Genomic DNA, 12,809 nt, shown 5'->3' with positions numbered 1-12,809 from the left:
GGAACCCTCGAAGATACAAAGAGATGCGCGCTTGCGCCATCACGGAAAACGGTGAGCGAGGGGGCAGTCAATTCAGATGCGGGTGGCGTGCCTGTTCGTACAGCGTGCGGGCCAGTTCGCGGTGACGCGCCAGCAGGGGCGCGAGCGCCAGGTCCGCGAAGCGGCCGTCACGGATCCGCACGCGGCCGTTGACCAGGTTCAGCGAGACGGCGCCCGGCTGGCAGAACACCAGTGCGGCCACCGGGTCGTGGCCGGCGCCCGCGTGCCCGACGCCGCGCAGGTCGAAAGCCACAATGTCGGCCGACATGCCCGGGGCCAGCGCGCCGATGTCGTCGCGCCCGAGCACGCGGGCGCCGCCCAGGGTGGCAATCTCGAGCGCCTCCCGGGCGGTCATCGCGGCCGGGCCGAAGCCCACGCGCTGCAGCAGCATCGCCTGGCGCGCTTCGCCGAGCATATGGGCGCCGTCGTTCGAGGCGCTGCCGTCGACCCCGAGGCCCACCGGCACGCCGGCCCGGCGCATGGCGCCGATCGGCGCGATGCCCGAGGCCAGCCGCATGTTCGAACAGGGGCAGTGCGCCACGCCGGTGCCGGTGCGGCCGAACAGCGCGATGCCGGCCGCGTCGAGCTTGACGCAGTGCGCATGCCAGACGTCGCGGCCGACCCAGCCCAGGTCCTCGGCGTACTCGGCCGGCGTCATGCCAAATTTCTCGCGCGAGTAGGCGATGTCGTTGTCGTTCTCGGCCAGGTGGGTGTGCAGCGAGACGCCGCGCTCGCGCGCCAGTTCGGCCGACAGCCGCATCAGGTCGCGCGAGACCGAGAACGGCGAGCAGGGGGCCAGCACGATGCGGCGCATGGCGTGGCGCGAGGGATCGTGCCAGCGGCCGATCAGGCGCTCGCTGTCGCGCAGGATCGCCTCTTCGCTTTCGACCACCTCGTCGGGCGGCAGGCCGCCGAGGCTCTTGCCCACGCTCATGCTGCCGCGGGCGGCATGGAAGCGCATGCCCATCGCGTCGGCGGCCTCGATCGAGTCGTCGAGCCGGGAGCCGTTCGGGAACAGGTACAGGTGGTCGCTGGTGGTGGTGCAGCCCGACAGCATCAGCTCGGCCATCGCCGTCTGGGTCGAGACCCGGATCATCTCGGGCGTGATGCGGGCCCACAGCAAATACAGGCTCGTGAGCCAGCCGAACAGCTCGGCGTCCTGCGCCTCCGGTACGGCGCGCGTCAGGCTCTGGTACATGTGGTGATGGGTGTTGACCAGGCCGGGCATCACCACGTGGCCGCGCATGTCGATCGCCTCGGCCCGGCCGCGCGCCAGCGCCTCGGCGTAGACCGCCGGCAGCTCGGCCGTGGCGCCGACCCAGGCGACCGCGGGGCCTTCGGTCACCACGGCGCCGTCGGGGATCTCGCGCCGGGCGGTGTCCATGGTGACCAGCACGTCGGCGTGCCGGAGGATCAGCGGGCGGGGGGGCGTCGCGGGGGCGTTCATGGAGGGGTTCCGTGTGAGGGGCCGGGGCACAGTGTGCCCCAGCGGGCCCGACTTTTTTTCCATCTTCCCCTGTTCCCGCGCGCCATCGCTGCCGATAGATTGGGGTGGACACGCGGACGATTCTTCCCACCGGCGAGCCGGGCTATCGCATCCTGATGCGCGAAGGGTGCCGGGTGGTCTATGGGCACATGCCGCTGCCCGAGTTCCTGGCCCTGGTGAAGCAGGCCCACGACACCGAATTGCTGCACGCCGGCCTGGCGCGCATGCTGGACGCGAACGCGGTGATCGGCACCCCCGCGGCGCTGGCGCGGCTGCGGCTGCGCGAGACGCCCGCCGCGATCGAGCGCATGCGCGCCCAACTGGGGCGTGCCGCGCTGCGGCTGGATCCGCAATCGCTGCGCTGGCTGGCGGCCGGCGAGCAGGGGCCGGCGAGCCTGTCGCTGTTCGTGCTGCTGACCGGCGTGCGGCCGCGCCACCATCGCCACCCGGGCCCGCAACTGCCGCGTGATGCCGGTGCGTTCCGGCGCTGCCGGCTGCTGATCGAGCAGGTGCCGGCGCTGCAACATGCGCTGCCCTTGCTGGCGCAGCGCGTCGCCGAACCCGGCGTGGCCGAATGGGCGGCGCTCGCGCAGGCCTGGGACGACCTTTGCGCCCAGATGGACCACGAAGCGCCGGACTGGCGGCAAGGGCCGGTCGAGGCGCCGGGCCTGACCGCGATGCTGGCTTGCTTCAGGGAGCTCGAAACGGTCTGAAATGAAACACCCCCCGAAGCGCCTGCGGCGCCTCCCCCCTCCAGGGGGGCGATACCGGCGGCCCGGCAAAGCCGGTTCCGCGGTATCCCTGGCATTTGGCTGCGCCGGTTTCATGCGTCGCGGGTCACGCGATCACGTGGTGGAGCACTGAGGTGAAACCGATCGATCGGACAGGGCCGCGTTGTCGCGTCAGTTTGCGGTCGCACCTGTGCGGTGCGCCGGCCGGCTCGGGCCCGGACGGCCGAAGATCAGCCGAGGTCGAAGGCTTGCCGGAAGGCTGCGCAGAACGCCGCTGTTCCGCTGATCGACAGACTGACCGTGTGCCGGGCCGCGCCGGGCGGTCCGGCCTGCACCCGAAGCCGCCCCGAGCCCGGGTCGAATTCGATCGTCTCGGACAGGCTGATCTCCTGCGTCCCCTGCAGGTCGTAGTCCCAGTCGCCGCCATCGTCGACCGGCGCCCCGGGTTCGCCGAAGCCGGTATGCGCCCAGGCCAGCACCTGCACGATCTCGGCGTGCACCGCCGCGACCTGCTGCGCGCCGGTGCTCGCCATCGCGTCGAAGACGCCGACCCCTTCGGTGTCCTCGCTGTAGTCGAAATCCAGATAGTCCAATGTCATGCGCGCCCCGCGGGATTCAGGCGGCCATCATCGACGATCCGGCAGGCGCTGAAGTAGACTGGCGCCTGCGAATCCGAATTTAAATTCAAACTCAGGCCGCCTCGGCCATCCCTCCAGAGCATGCCTGCGCCCGCCCCGAAGAAGTCCTCCGCGCCTGCCTCGCGTTCGCCGCGTCCCGACGGCGACGCCACGCGCGCGCTGTTGCTCGAGACCGCCGGGCAGGTGTTCGCCGAGCGCGGCTTCGCCGACGGCACCAGCAAGGAGATCTGCGAGCGCGCCGGCACCCCGATGGCCTCGGTCAACTACCACTTCGGCAGCCGCGACGCGTTGTACGAGGCCGTGCTGATCGAGGCCCATCGCCAGATCATGGCGCTGGACGATCTGCTGGCCCTGACCCACGGGCTGGACGACCCGAGGAAGAAGCTGCGCGCGGTGCTGGCGCACCTGATCGGCCTGGCCGCGCGCGGCGCGGCGCCCTGGGGCTTCCGGGTCATGCTGCGCGAGGTGATGACGCCCTCGGATGCGGTGCCGGCGCTGATCGAGCAGGCGATCCGGCCCAAGTCCAGGGTGCTGCTGGGGCTGGTGGGCGAGGTCCTGGGCCTGCCGCCGGAGCATCCGGCGACGCAGCGCGGCCTGATGTTCGCGGTGCTGCCCTGCCTGGTGATGCTGGTGGCGCCCAAGGAGGTTCCGGCCCGGCTGCTGCCGGCGCTGGCCCAGGGCGAGGGCCTGGCCGACGAATTCATCCGCTACGCGCTGGCGGGGCTCGACGCGATGGCGAAGGCGCATCGTGCGGAGGAGCCGCCGGGCCCGACGCCTGTGCGAGCAGCCAGTCGCGAAAGAACCTGAGCGCCGGCCGTTCGTCCTGCGCCGCCGGGGCCACCAGGAAGTAGCTTCGCTCGCCGCGCAGCGGCCGGTCGCAGGCCACCACCAGTTCGCCCCGCGCCAGTTCGGCCTCGATCAGCATGCGCGGCATCAGCGCCACCCCCAGCCCGTGCGCGGCGGCGGTGGCGAGCATCGAGAACAGCTCGTAGCGCGGTCCGCTGTGGGCGCGCGGCGCGTCGACCTGCTGGGCATCGAACCACTGGCGCCAGCCCTCGGGGCGGGTGCTCTGCTGCAGCAGCGGCAGGCGCGCCACCGCGGCCGGCGAGACTTGCCCGCGCGGCGCGATCAGGGCCGGGCTGCAGACCGGCAGCACGTCCTCGTTGAACAGCGCGGTCGACTGGGTGCCGGCCCAGTTGGCCGTCTGCGCCGGCGTGCCCGCATAGAGCGCGGCATCGAAGGGCGTGTCGGTGAACAGGAAGGGGCGGGTACGGGTCTCGATGTGCACCGTGATGTCGGGATGCCGGGCCGCGAAGTCGGGCAGCCGCGGTATCAGCCATCGGGTCGCGAAGGTCGGCACCGCCGCCAGCTGCAGCGAGCCGCCCAGGCCCTGCCGGGCCATGGCGTCGAGCGTGTCGCGCTCCATGGTGTCGAGTTGGCGCGCGATCTGGCGGGCATAGTCGGCGCCGGCCGGTGTCAGCGCCACGCCGTGCCGCGTGCGTCGGAACAGCGCCATGCCAAGGAAGCCCTCGAGCGCCGTGATCTGCCGTGACACCGCGCTCTGGGTCAGGGCCAGTTCCTGCGCAGCACGCGTGTAGCTCTCGTGGCGGGCGGCGGCCTCGAAGCAGATCAGGGCCTGGGTGGACGGTATCTTTCGGCGCATGGTATGCGGTGCCTACATAGTTGAAGTGCGGCGCGTGCCAGTGGAAGGCTGTAGGGTGATTGTGCCTAGAAGTGCGCCGAACGCATAACTGGGTGTGGAATCGTCGTTTGCGCTCCCTCTCCCCGGCGCTTACGATCGGGGCCGACCTCAGCATCCATCCACGGAGACCTCACATGGCCAAGCACGCCGCATTTCAATGGGACGACCCCCTTCTGCTCGACCAGCAACTCACCGACGACGAGCGCATGGTGCGCGATGCCGCCAACGCCTACTGCCAGGAGCGCCTCGCCCCGCGCGTCATCGAAGGCTTTCGCAGCGGCGAGACCGATCCGGCGATCTTTCGCGAGATGGGCGCCCTGGGCCTGCTGGGCCCGACGATCCCCGAGCAGTACGGTGGTCCCGGCCTCAACTACGTCTGCTATGGCCTGATCGCCCGTGAAGTCGAGCGCGTCGACTCCGGCTACCGTTCGATGGCCAGCGTGCAGAGCTCGCTGGTGATGGTGCCGATCAACGAATTCGGCACCGAGGCGCAGAAGCAGAAGTACCTGCCCAAGCTTGCCACCGGTGAATGGATCGGCTGCTTCGGCCTGACCGAGCCCGACCACGGCTCCGACCCCGGCAGCATGGTCACGCGCGCCAAGAAGGTGCCCGGCGGCTATTCGCTCAGCGGCGCCAAGATGTGGATCAGCAACAGCCCGATCGCCGACGTCTTCGTCGTCTGGGCCAAGGAAGTCAGCGAGAGCGGCACGGTCGGCCCGATCCGCGGCTTCGTGCTCGAGAAGGGCGCGAAAGGCCTGAGCGCCCCGGCGATCCACGGCAAGGTCGGCCTGCGTGCCTCGATCACCGGCGAGATCGTGATGGACAACGTGTTCTGCCCCGAAGAGAACGCCTTCCCCGAAGTGCAGGGCCTGAAGGGCCCGTTCACTTGCCTCAACAGCGCCCGCTACGGCATCTCGTGGGGCGCGCTCGGCGCCGCCGAAGACTGCTGGCACCGCGCCCGCCAGTACACGCTCGATCGCAAGCAGTTCGGCCGCCCGCTCGCGGCCAACCAGCTGATCCAGAAGAAGCTGGCCGACATGCAGACCGAGATCACGCTGGGCCTGCAAGGCTGCCTGCGCCTGGGCCGCATGAAGGACGAGGGCACCGCCTCGGTCGAGGTCACTTCGCTGCTGAAGCGCAACTCCTGCGGCAAGGCGCTCGACATCGCGCGCCTGGCGCGCGACATGATGGGCGGCAACGGCATCAGCGACGAGTTCGGCGTGGCACGGCATCTGGTCAATCTCGAAGTCGTGAACACCTACGAAGGCACGCACGACATCCATGCGCTGATCCTGGGTCGCGCACAGACCGGCATCGCCGCCTTCGCCAACTGATGACAGCCGCCGCCGCCACGCAGGGGGCCCTCGCGGGCCTCAAGGTACTCGACCTCTCGCGCGTGCTCGCGGGCCCGTGGTGCACCCAGATCCTCGCGGACCTGGGGGCCGACGTGGTCAAGATCGAGCGGCCCGGCGTCGGCGACGACACCCGCAGCTGGGGCCCGCCCTTCCTCAAGGACGCCGACGGCCACGACACCAACCAGGCGACCTACTTCACGGCCTGCAACCGCAACAAGCGCTCGGTCACGATCGACATGGCCACGCCCGACGGCCAGGCGCTGCTGAAGCGCATGGCGGCCGAGAGCGACGTGCTGGTCGAGAACTTCAAGACCGGCGGGCTCAAGCAGTACGGCCTCGACCCCGAGAGCCTGCGCGCGGCCAATCCGCGCCTCATCTACTGCAGCGTGACCGGCTTCGGCCACGACGGCCCGCATGCCATGCGCGCCGGCTACGACCTGATGATCCAGGCCACCACCGGCATGATGAGCATCACCGGCCGTCCCGACGACGTGCCCGGCGGCGGCCCGCTGCGGGTCGGCGTGGCGCTGACCGATCTCTTCACCGGCGTCTATGCCAGCACCGCCATCCTGGCTGCGCTCGAAGTGCGCCATCGCACGGGCGAGGGCCAGCACATCGACATGGCGCTGCTCGACGTCGGCATGGCGATCCTCGCCAACCAGGCCAGCGCCTTCCTCAACACCGGCGTGGCGCCGCAGCGCCAGGGCAACAGCCATCCGAGCCTGGCGCCCTACCAGGACTTCCGCACCGCCGACGGCGCGATGCTGCTGGCGATCGGCAACAACGGCCAGTTCACGCGCTTCTGCGAAGCCGCCGGCCATCCGGAGTGGGCCACCGACCCGCGCTTCGCCACCAACACGCTGCGCGTCAAGCACCGCGAGGTCCTGATCCCGCAGATGGAGATCGTGACGCGCACGCGCAGCACGGCGCAATGGATCGCGCTGCTCGAAGACAAGGCCGTGCCCTGCGGCCCGATCAACGACATCGCCCAGGCCTTCGACGACGACCAGGTCAAGGCGCGGGGCCTGGCCGTGACCCTGCCGCGCGATGCCGGCGACGGCATCGACAAGATCGTCGGCGTGGCCAGCCCGCTGCGGCTTTCTTCCACGCCGCCGGTCCTGCGCCATGCGCCGCCGGCCCTGGGCCAGCACACCGACGAGGTGCTGGCCGAATTCGGTGTCGACGCCGCCCAGCGCGCGGCACTGCGAGAGGCAGGCGTGCTTTGACCGCGCCGGGCGCTTCCACCGCGAAGCGCTCGACGCGCGCGGCGGCCGCGCCTGCGCCCGACTCGCTGACGCCGGCGGACCGCTACCAGGAGCTGTTCATCGCGGTCCAGTCGGGCCGCGTCTTCGCCGACAGCAAGACCTTCGTCGACAGCGCGCCGCGCGGCGACCCGGACGCCATCCTGGCGGCCTACCGGGTGCAGCGCGGCCGGCCGGACTTCGATCTCGCGGCCTTCGTGCGGGCGAACTTCGAACTGTCCGAGCCCGCGCCCAGCGACTACGTTTCGGTGCCCGGACAGCCGATCGCGACCCACATCGGCGACCTGTGGCCGGTGCTGACGCGGCATCCCCGATCGCATCCGCCGCGCTGCTCGCTGCTGCAGTTGCCCCATCCCTACCTGGTGCCGGGCGGACGCTTTCGCGAGCTCTACTATTGGGACTCCTACTTCACGCTGCTGGGCCTGGGCGCCGAGGGCCACCGGCCGCTGGTGCGCGGCATGGTGGAGAACTTCGCCTACCTGATCGACACCTACGGCCATGTGCCGAACGGCACGCGCAGCTACTACCTGGGCCGCTCGCAGCCGCCGGTGTTCGCGCTGATGGTCGGGCTCGCGCAGCAGTTCGGCGCGGTTGACGCCATCGACTTCCTGCCGCAGCTGCGGCGCGAGCATGCCTGGTGGATGGCGGGCAGCGAGGGCCTGGCGCCGGGCGAGGCGAACCGGCGCGTGGTGAGGCTGCCCGGCGGTGCGCTTCTCAATCGCTACTGGGACGCGCGCGATACGCCGCGCGAGGAGTCATGGATCGAGGACGTGGCCACGGCGCAGGCCTGCGAGCGCGATTCGAACGAGATCTACCGCGAGATCCGCGCGGCCTGCGAGTCGGGCTGGGACTTCAGCACCCGCTGGATGCGCGAGCCACCGCCGCCGCCCGAATCTCCGCGCTGCGCCCATGTGCGCGCCGCCACCGCCCCATCGCTCGCGACGCTCTGCACCACCGACATCCTGCCTGTGGACCTCAATGCCTTCCTGCACAAGCTCGAATGCATGCTCGCCGTGCTGAGCGGGGAGGCCGGCGACGCCGCCGCCGCGCAGCACTACGCGCAGCGGGCCGAGGCGCGCCAAGCCGCGATCGGCGCGCTTTTCTGGGATCCGCAGCAGGGCGCCTTCTTCGATCACGACTGGCGTCTCGGCGCGCGCCGCAGCTGCCTGACCGCAGCCAGCGTCGTGCCGTTGTTCGTCGGCGTCGCGACACCTGCCCAGGCGCAGGCACTGGCCCAGACCCTGTCGCAGCGCATGCTGGCGCACGGGGGCCTGGCGACCACCGAATGCGGCAGCGACCAGCAATGGGACCGGCCCAACGGCTGGGCGGCGCTGCAATGGATGGCGGTGCGCGGGCTGGCCGACTACGGCCACGAGGCGCTGTCGCGGACCATCGCCAGGCGCTGGCTGGCCACCGTCGCCGCGCTCTACGAGCGCGAGGGCAAGCTGGTCGAGAAGTATGCGCTGCGGCGGGTCGAGCAGGACGAAACCGAAGGCGGCGCCGGCGGCGAGTACCCGCTGCAGGACGGCTTCGGCTGGACCAACGGCGTCACGGCCGCCTTGCTGGCCGAGCATCCGCAGCACACGGCGCACGGCTGCGTCGCGCATGCGGTGGTGCCGCAGCATCGCTGAGCAACCAGGGGATCTCGCTGCGGCCCACGCCGAGGTCGCGCAGCTCGAGCTCGCTCATCGAGCGCAGCTGGCGCTGGTCCAGCCAGCAGCGACGCAGCGCACGAACCCCGTCGATCAGGCGGGTGACGAGGGCGGGCTGGGTCGACGGCATGGCGTGGCTCCTTGAATGGAAAGCCATCTTGCAAGCCTGCGTGCTATTGTGGAAGTTGAGAATCCTGTCACTTCCAATCAGCTTTCCTGATGCGGCAACTCAACCTCGACCAACTGCGCACCCTGGTGGCCATCGCCGACCTCGGCAGCTTCTCGGCCGCGGCCCGGGCCCTGCACCTCGCGCAACCCACGGTCAGCCTGCACATCAGCGAACTCGAATCGCGCCTGGGCGCCCGGCTGGTGGTGCGGGGCAGCCGCCGGATCACGCCGACCGCCGCCGGCGCCGTGCTGGTCGAGCGCGCCCGCCAGCTGTTGCGCGATGCCGACGAGGCGGTCGATGCGGTGCGGCGCCAGGCCGAGGGCCGCGTCGGCCGGGTGCGGCTCGGCACCTCGACCGGCGTCGTGGTCGACCTGCTGCCGCAGGTGCTCGAGGCCCTCGAGCAGAGCCATGCCGGCATCGATGTCGAGGTCAGCATCCTGGGCTCGAATGACGCGATGGCGCGGCTCGCAACGGGCACGATCGACATCGGCCTGGTGGCGATGCCGCAGCCGCCGCTGCGCGACCTCGTGGTGACGCGCTGGCGCAACCAGCCGATGATGGCCTTCGTGCCGCGCAAGTGGAAGGCGCCGCAGCGCGCGACCCCGAAATGGCTGGCCCAGCAGCCCTTGATCGCCAACGACAGCAGCACCCACATGTACCGGTTGACGACGCAGTGGTTCGCGGCCGCGGGCGAGGCGCCGCGGCCGCGCATCGAGCTCAACTACGACGCCGCGATGCGCAGCCTGGTGGCCGCGGGCTACGGTGCCGCGGTGCTGCCCGTGCTGCCGGCCAGCGACAACCCGAGCGACGAGCGCATGCGCATGCTGCCGCTGCGGCCGACGCTGGTGCGCCGGCTGGGCATCGCGCATCGGCCGCGCGCGGCGCTGGATGGCGCGACCGAGAGCGTGCTGCGGATCCTGGAGACCTTCAGCCAGCGCTGAGCTGACACGCGGTCACAGCGCGCGGCCGACCACGGCGAACGCGAACACGATCACGCCCAGCACCAGGTTCACGCCGACCAGCTTGCGAATCGTGTTCAGGTTCGCCGCCGCCACCGGCCATTCGCGCGCCGCGACCGCGCGCTTCAGCCGCGGATAGGGCGCGAAGCGCAGGTGAAGGAACAGCGCCATCATCACCAGCCCGAGCGTCAGCATCGCATGCACGCTCCAGTGGACCCGGGCGAAGCCGCCGCGCGTCCAGACCAGCAGCAGGCCGGTCGCCAGCAGCACGCCGATGGCGGCCGAGACGCCGGCGAAGAAGCGCGACAGCGCCGCCGCCATGAAGGGCAGGCGCAGCGGCGGCTCGAGGCAGGCGACCGCGGCAGGACGCACCGCGAAGTGCATCGTCGCCATGCCGCCGACCCAGAAGGCGGCGGCGAGCAGGTGGAGGAACAGCAGGAGGGCGGGAAGAAGAGGCATGACGTAGCGTAGAGCAGAACGCCGATGTCCGCCGTTTCAGCGGGGCTTCTCGAATCCGCTGTCGATCCAGGCCTCGGCGCTGGCGGCGCTGAGCTTGAAGTCCGGCTTCACCCGCAGCTCGGCGAGCTCGCTGCCGGATTCGTCGAGCGCCCTCAGCATCGCGTGCGGGTTGTCCTCGTCGGGCACGATCTGCAGCGAAACGCGGATGCGTTGCGAACCGGCGCCCACGCTGACGCTCTTGTTCAATCGCGCGTGCAGCTGCTGCTCGTGCCGGCGCAGCACCTCGGAGGCGGTCTTCACCAGCGTGTGGAAGGCCGGCGCATCGAGCGGCTTGGGGTTCTTCTTGTCGCGGCCCATGGTCCAGGGGCCGACCAGGGCCGGCTCGGGGTCGCCCTGCCGGGTCATCGCCACGGCCCAGCCGTCGTCGTCTTCGTTCTTGATCACGCGGGCGGTCCAGAGCTCGTCGCTCCAGACCGTGGCTTCCTGGATCGGAGGGGCAGTGTCTGTCATGTGTGTCATTCAAAAAATGGAAAGGCCGGTGCGGGTCGCGAACAGCTCGAGCGCCTTCAGGCCCAGCAGCGAATTGCCGTTGGCGTCGAGCGCCGGCGACCAGACGCACAGTGTCAACTGGTCGGGCACCACGGCGACGATGCCGCCGCCGACGCCGCTCTTGCAGGGCAGGCCGATCGAGAAGGCCACGTCGCCGGCGGCGTCGTAGGTGCCGCAGGTCAGCATCAGCGCATTGATGCGGCGCGCGTGCCGCTCGGTCGTGATCTCGGGCTCGCCGTCGATCGGATGGGCGCCGTCGCGGCACAGGAAACCGGCGGCGCGCGCCAGCTGCCGGCAGCTCATGCGGATCGCGCACTGGTGGAAGTACAGGCTCAGCACTTCGCGCACGTCGTTGTCGATCTTGCCGAAGCTCTTCATGAAGTTGGCCAGCGCGATGTTGCGGAAGCCGGTCACGGCCTCGGAGGCGGCCACTTCCTCGTCGTAGGCGATCGCCTCGCCGCAGAGCTCCGACATCAGCGCCAGCAGGTCGGCCTCGGCGTGGCCCAGGCTCACGAGCCGGTCGGCCACCGCGATCGCACCCGCATTGATGAACGGGTTGCGCGGCTTGCCCTGCTCGTTTTCGAGCTGCACCAGCGAATTGAAGGGATTGCCCGATGGCTCGCGTCCGATGCGCTCCCACAGCGTATCGCCCAGGCGGCGCATCGCCAGCGTCAGCGTGAACAGCTTCGAATTGCTCTGGATCGAGAACGGCGCGTCGGCGTCGCCGGCCGAGGCCTCCTGGCCCTCGCAAGTCCTGAGTGCGATGCCGAACTGCTGCGCCGGCACCCGCGCCAGCGCCGGGATATAGCTGGCCACCTGGCCCTCGGCCCCGAGCAGCGGGCGGAGTTCGGCGTCGATGGCGTCGAGCACGGGCTGGAAGTTCATGGGTTGGCTCCTGGCCGGCGATTCACCAGCACGATGCCGAGCGCCACGCCGGTCAGCGCCAGCACCAGTTGCAGCGTCAACGGCTCCGCCAGCAGCGCCACCCCGAACACCAGCGCGAACAGCGGCGTGAGGAAGGTGAAGGACGAGATGCGGGTGGCCGGGTAATGGCGCAGCAGCCACATCCAGGCGAGGTAGCTCGCGAAGGCGCCGATCGCGGTCTGCAGGCCGATCGAGAACCAGGCATAGCCCGAGTAGGCGAAACCCCAGCGCTCGCCCAGCAGCAGCGACAGCAGCGGCGAGACCGCGGCGGTCACCGCGATTTGATAGAAGAGCGTCTTCTCGGCGCTGGCGACGGCGAGCCGGGTGGTGCGGATGGTCAGTGTGGTCAGCCCCCACAGCACGCCGGCGGCCAGCGCCAGCGCATCGCCGCGCAATTGCCCCGAGGTGCTGTGGCCGAAGCTCTCGCTGAAGGCCAGCACCACGCCCGCGAAGGCGATCGCCAGGCCGATCCATTGCAGGCCGCCCAAGCGCTCGGCCGCCACCCAGCGCGGCAGCAGCAATGCGACCACGAAGGGCGCGGTGTAGAGGAACACCGTGAGCCGCGAGGCCGTCGTCAGCTGGAGTCCGAGGTAGATGCAGGTGAACTCGCCGGCGAACAGCGCGCCGGCGAGCAGGCCGCCCGGCAGCGTGCCGTCGCGCTTGAACAGCGGCACGCCGCGACGCGCGCACCAGGCCCACAACAGCACGACGGCGCCCGCCATGCGGATCGAGGCCTGCCACAGCGGCGGCACCTCGCCGACCGTGGTCTTGATCAGGATCTGCTGCAAGCCCCAGAAGGCACAGCAGGCGAGCAGCAGGGTGGTGGCGCGGGTGTCGAGATGTTCCTTGCGTTCGATCATTCCGGATGTCTCTGTTCTTCTTGT

General features: G+C 70.5%; 13 protein-coding genes. 6 read left to right on the top strand and 7 right to left on the bottom strand.

Annotated features, from left to right (window positions below; genetic code table 11):
• Positions 1-67 precede the first annotated feature (67 nt).
• The gene (locus AC1DYD_RS02500) at positions 68-1,486 is read right to left on the bottom strand and encodes an 8-oxoguanine deaminase (protein WP_478171163.1); all 1,419 of its coding nucleotides are present in this window, start codon (positions 1,484-1,486) and stop codon (positions 68-70) included.
• 104 nt (positions 1,487-1,590) lie between these two features.
• Between AC1DYD_RS02500 and AC1DYD_RS02495 the strand changes: the two genes are divergently transcribed.
• Entirely contained in the window at positions 1,591-2,238 is a 648-nt protein-coding gene (locus tag AC1DYD_RS02495; protein ID WP_478171162.1) for a hypothetical protein, read from the top strand.
• A gap of 248 nt (positions 2,239-2,486) precedes the next feature.
• Here AC1DYD_RS02495 and AC1DYD_RS02490 read toward each other — a convergent pair whose 3' ends face one another.
• Positions 2,487-2,855, bottom strand: coding sequence for a hypothetical protein (locus AC1DYD_RS02490; protein ID WP_478171161.1), 369 nt, complete (start codon positions 2,853-2,855; stop codon positions 2,487-2,489).
• Positions 2,856-2,975: 120 nt separating this feature from the next.
• Between AC1DYD_RS02490 and AC1DYD_RS02485 the strand changes: the two genes are divergently transcribed.
• Entirely contained in the window at positions 2,976-3,701 is a 726-nt protein-coding gene (locus AC1DYD_RS02485) for a TetR/AcrR family transcriptional regulator (protein WP_478171160.1), read from the top strand.
• Here AC1DYD_RS02485 and AC1DYD_RS02480 read toward each other — a convergent pair.
• Positions 3,595-4,557 (bottom strand): LysR family transcriptional regulator, encoded by a 963-nt coding sequence (locus AC1DYD_RS02480; RefSeq protein WP_478171159.1) that lies wholly within the window; start codon positions 4,555-4,557, stop codon positions 3,595-3,597. The genes AC1DYD_RS02485 and AC1DYD_RS02480 overlap by 107 nt on opposite strands.
• 173 nt (positions 4,558-4,730) lie before the next feature.
• Between AC1DYD_RS02480 and AC1DYD_RS02475 the strand changes: the two genes are divergently transcribed.
• From AC1DYD_RS02475 to AC1DYD_RS02460, 4 genes are all read left to right on the top strand, one after another.
• Complete coding sequence (locus tag AC1DYD_RS02475) at positions 4,731-5,930, top strand: acyl-CoA dehydrogenase (RefSeq protein ID WP_478118562.1); 1,200 nt, start codon at positions 4,731-4,733, stop codon at positions 5,928-5,930.
• Positions 5,930-7,177 (top strand): CaiB/BaiF CoA transferase family protein, encoded by a 1,248-nt coding sequence (locus AC1DYD_RS02470; protein WP_478171158.1) that lies wholly within the window; start codon positions 5,930-5,932, stop codon positions 7,175-7,177. The genes AC1DYD_RS02475 and AC1DYD_RS02470 overlap by 1 nt, the downstream gene beginning before the upstream one ends.
• Positions 7,174-8,844: an alpha,alpha-trehalase TreF gene (gene treF, locus AC1DYD_RS02465; protein ID WP_478171157.1), complete on the top strand. Its 1,671-nt coding sequence runs from the start codon at positions 7,174-7,176 to the stop codon at positions 8,842-8,844. Before AC1DYD_RS02470 ends, treF begins: the two co-directional genes overlap by 4 nt.
• 240 nt (positions 8,845-9,084) lie before the next feature.
• Complete coding sequence (locus AC1DYD_RS02460; RefSeq protein WP_478171156.1) at positions 9,085-9,975, top strand: LysR family transcriptional regulator; 891 nt, start codon at positions 9,085-9,087, stop codon at positions 9,973-9,975.
• Positions 9,976-9,987: 12 nt separating this feature from the next.
• On the opposite strand, the gene AC1DYD_RS02455 is transcribed toward AC1DYD_RS02460, so the two are convergent.
• The 4 genes from AC1DYD_RS02455 to AC1DYD_RS02440 are packed head-to-tail and all read right to left on the bottom strand — an operon-like array spanning position 9,988 to position 12,785.
• Positions 9,988-10,452, bottom strand: a complete 465-nt coding sequence (locus tag AC1DYD_RS02455; protein ID WP_478171155.1) for a CopD family protein — start codon at positions 10,450-10,452, stop codon at positions 9,988-9,990.
• A 36-nt stretch (positions 10,453-10,488) separates the two neighbouring features.
• Entirely contained in the window at positions 10,489-10,971 is a 483-nt protein-coding gene (locus AC1DYD_RS02450) for a hypothetical protein (RefSeq protein WP_478171154.1), read from the bottom strand.
• Positions 10,972-11,886: a glutaminase gene (locus AC1DYD_RS02445; protein WP_478171153.1), complete on the bottom strand. Its 915-nt coding sequence runs from the start codon at positions 11,884-11,886 to the stop codon at positions 10,972-10,974.
• Complete coding sequence (locus tag AC1DYD_RS02440; RefSeq protein ID WP_478171152.1) at positions 11,883-12,785, bottom strand: DMT family transporter; 903 nt, start codon at positions 12,783-12,785, stop codon at positions 11,883-11,885. Before AC1DYD_RS02440 ends, AC1DYD_RS02445 begins: the two co-directional genes overlap by 4 nt.
• Positions 12,786-12,809 lie beyond the last annotated feature (24 nt).

This window comes from Variovorax sp. P4_B11, from assembly GCF_056402355.1.
This window is presented reverse-complemented; position numbering and strand designations above follow the sequence as displayed.

Bases quoted from the DNA above. Each gene is read 5' to 3' on its own strand.
- AC1DYD_RS02485 (WP_478171160.1), top strand. From the start codon at position 2,976: ATGCCTGCGCCCGCCCCGAAGAAGTCCTCCGCGCCTGCCTCGCGTTCG.
- AC1DYD_RS02460 (WP_478171156.1), top strand. From the start codon at position 9,085: ATGCGGCAACTCAACCTCGACCAACTGCGCACCCTGGTGGCCATCGCC.
- AC1DYD_RS02490 (WP_478171161.1), bottom strand. From the start codon at position 2,855: ATGACATTGGACTATCTGGATTTCGACTACAGCGAGGACACCGAAGGG.
- AC1DYD_RS02440 (WP_478171152.1), bottom strand. From the start codon at position 12,785: ATGATCGAACGCAAGGAACATCTCGACACCCGCGCCACCACCCTGCTG.
- AC1DYD_RS02480 (WP_478171159.1), bottom strand. From the start codon at position 4,557: ATGCGCCGAAAGATACCGTCCACCCAGGCCCTGATCTGCTTCGAGGCC.
- AC1DYD_RS02450 (WP_478171154.1), bottom strand. From the start codon at position 10,971: ATGACACACATGACAGACACTGCCCCTCCGATCCAGGAAGCCACGGTC.
- AC1DYD_RS02455 (WP_478171155.1), bottom strand. From the start codon at position 10,452: ATGCCTCTTCTTCCCGCCCTCCTGCTGTTCCTCCACCTGCTCGCCGCC.
- AC1DYD_RS02470 (WP_478171158.1), top strand. From the start codon at position 5,930: ATGACAGCCGCCGCCGCCACGCAGGGGGCCCTCGCGGGCCTCAAGGTA.
- AC1DYD_RS02475 (WP_478118562.1), top strand. From the start codon at position 4,731: ATGGCCAAGCACGCCGCATTTCAATGGGACGACCCCCTTCTGCTCGAC.
- AC1DYD_RS02445 (WP_478171153.1), bottom strand. From the start codon at position 11,886: ATGAACTTCCAGCCCGTGCTCGACGCCATCGACGCCGAACTCCGCCCG.
- AC1DYD_RS02500 (WP_478171163.1), bottom strand. From the start codon at position 1,486: ATGAACGCCCCCGCGACGCCCCCCCGCCCGCTGATCCTCCGGCACGCC.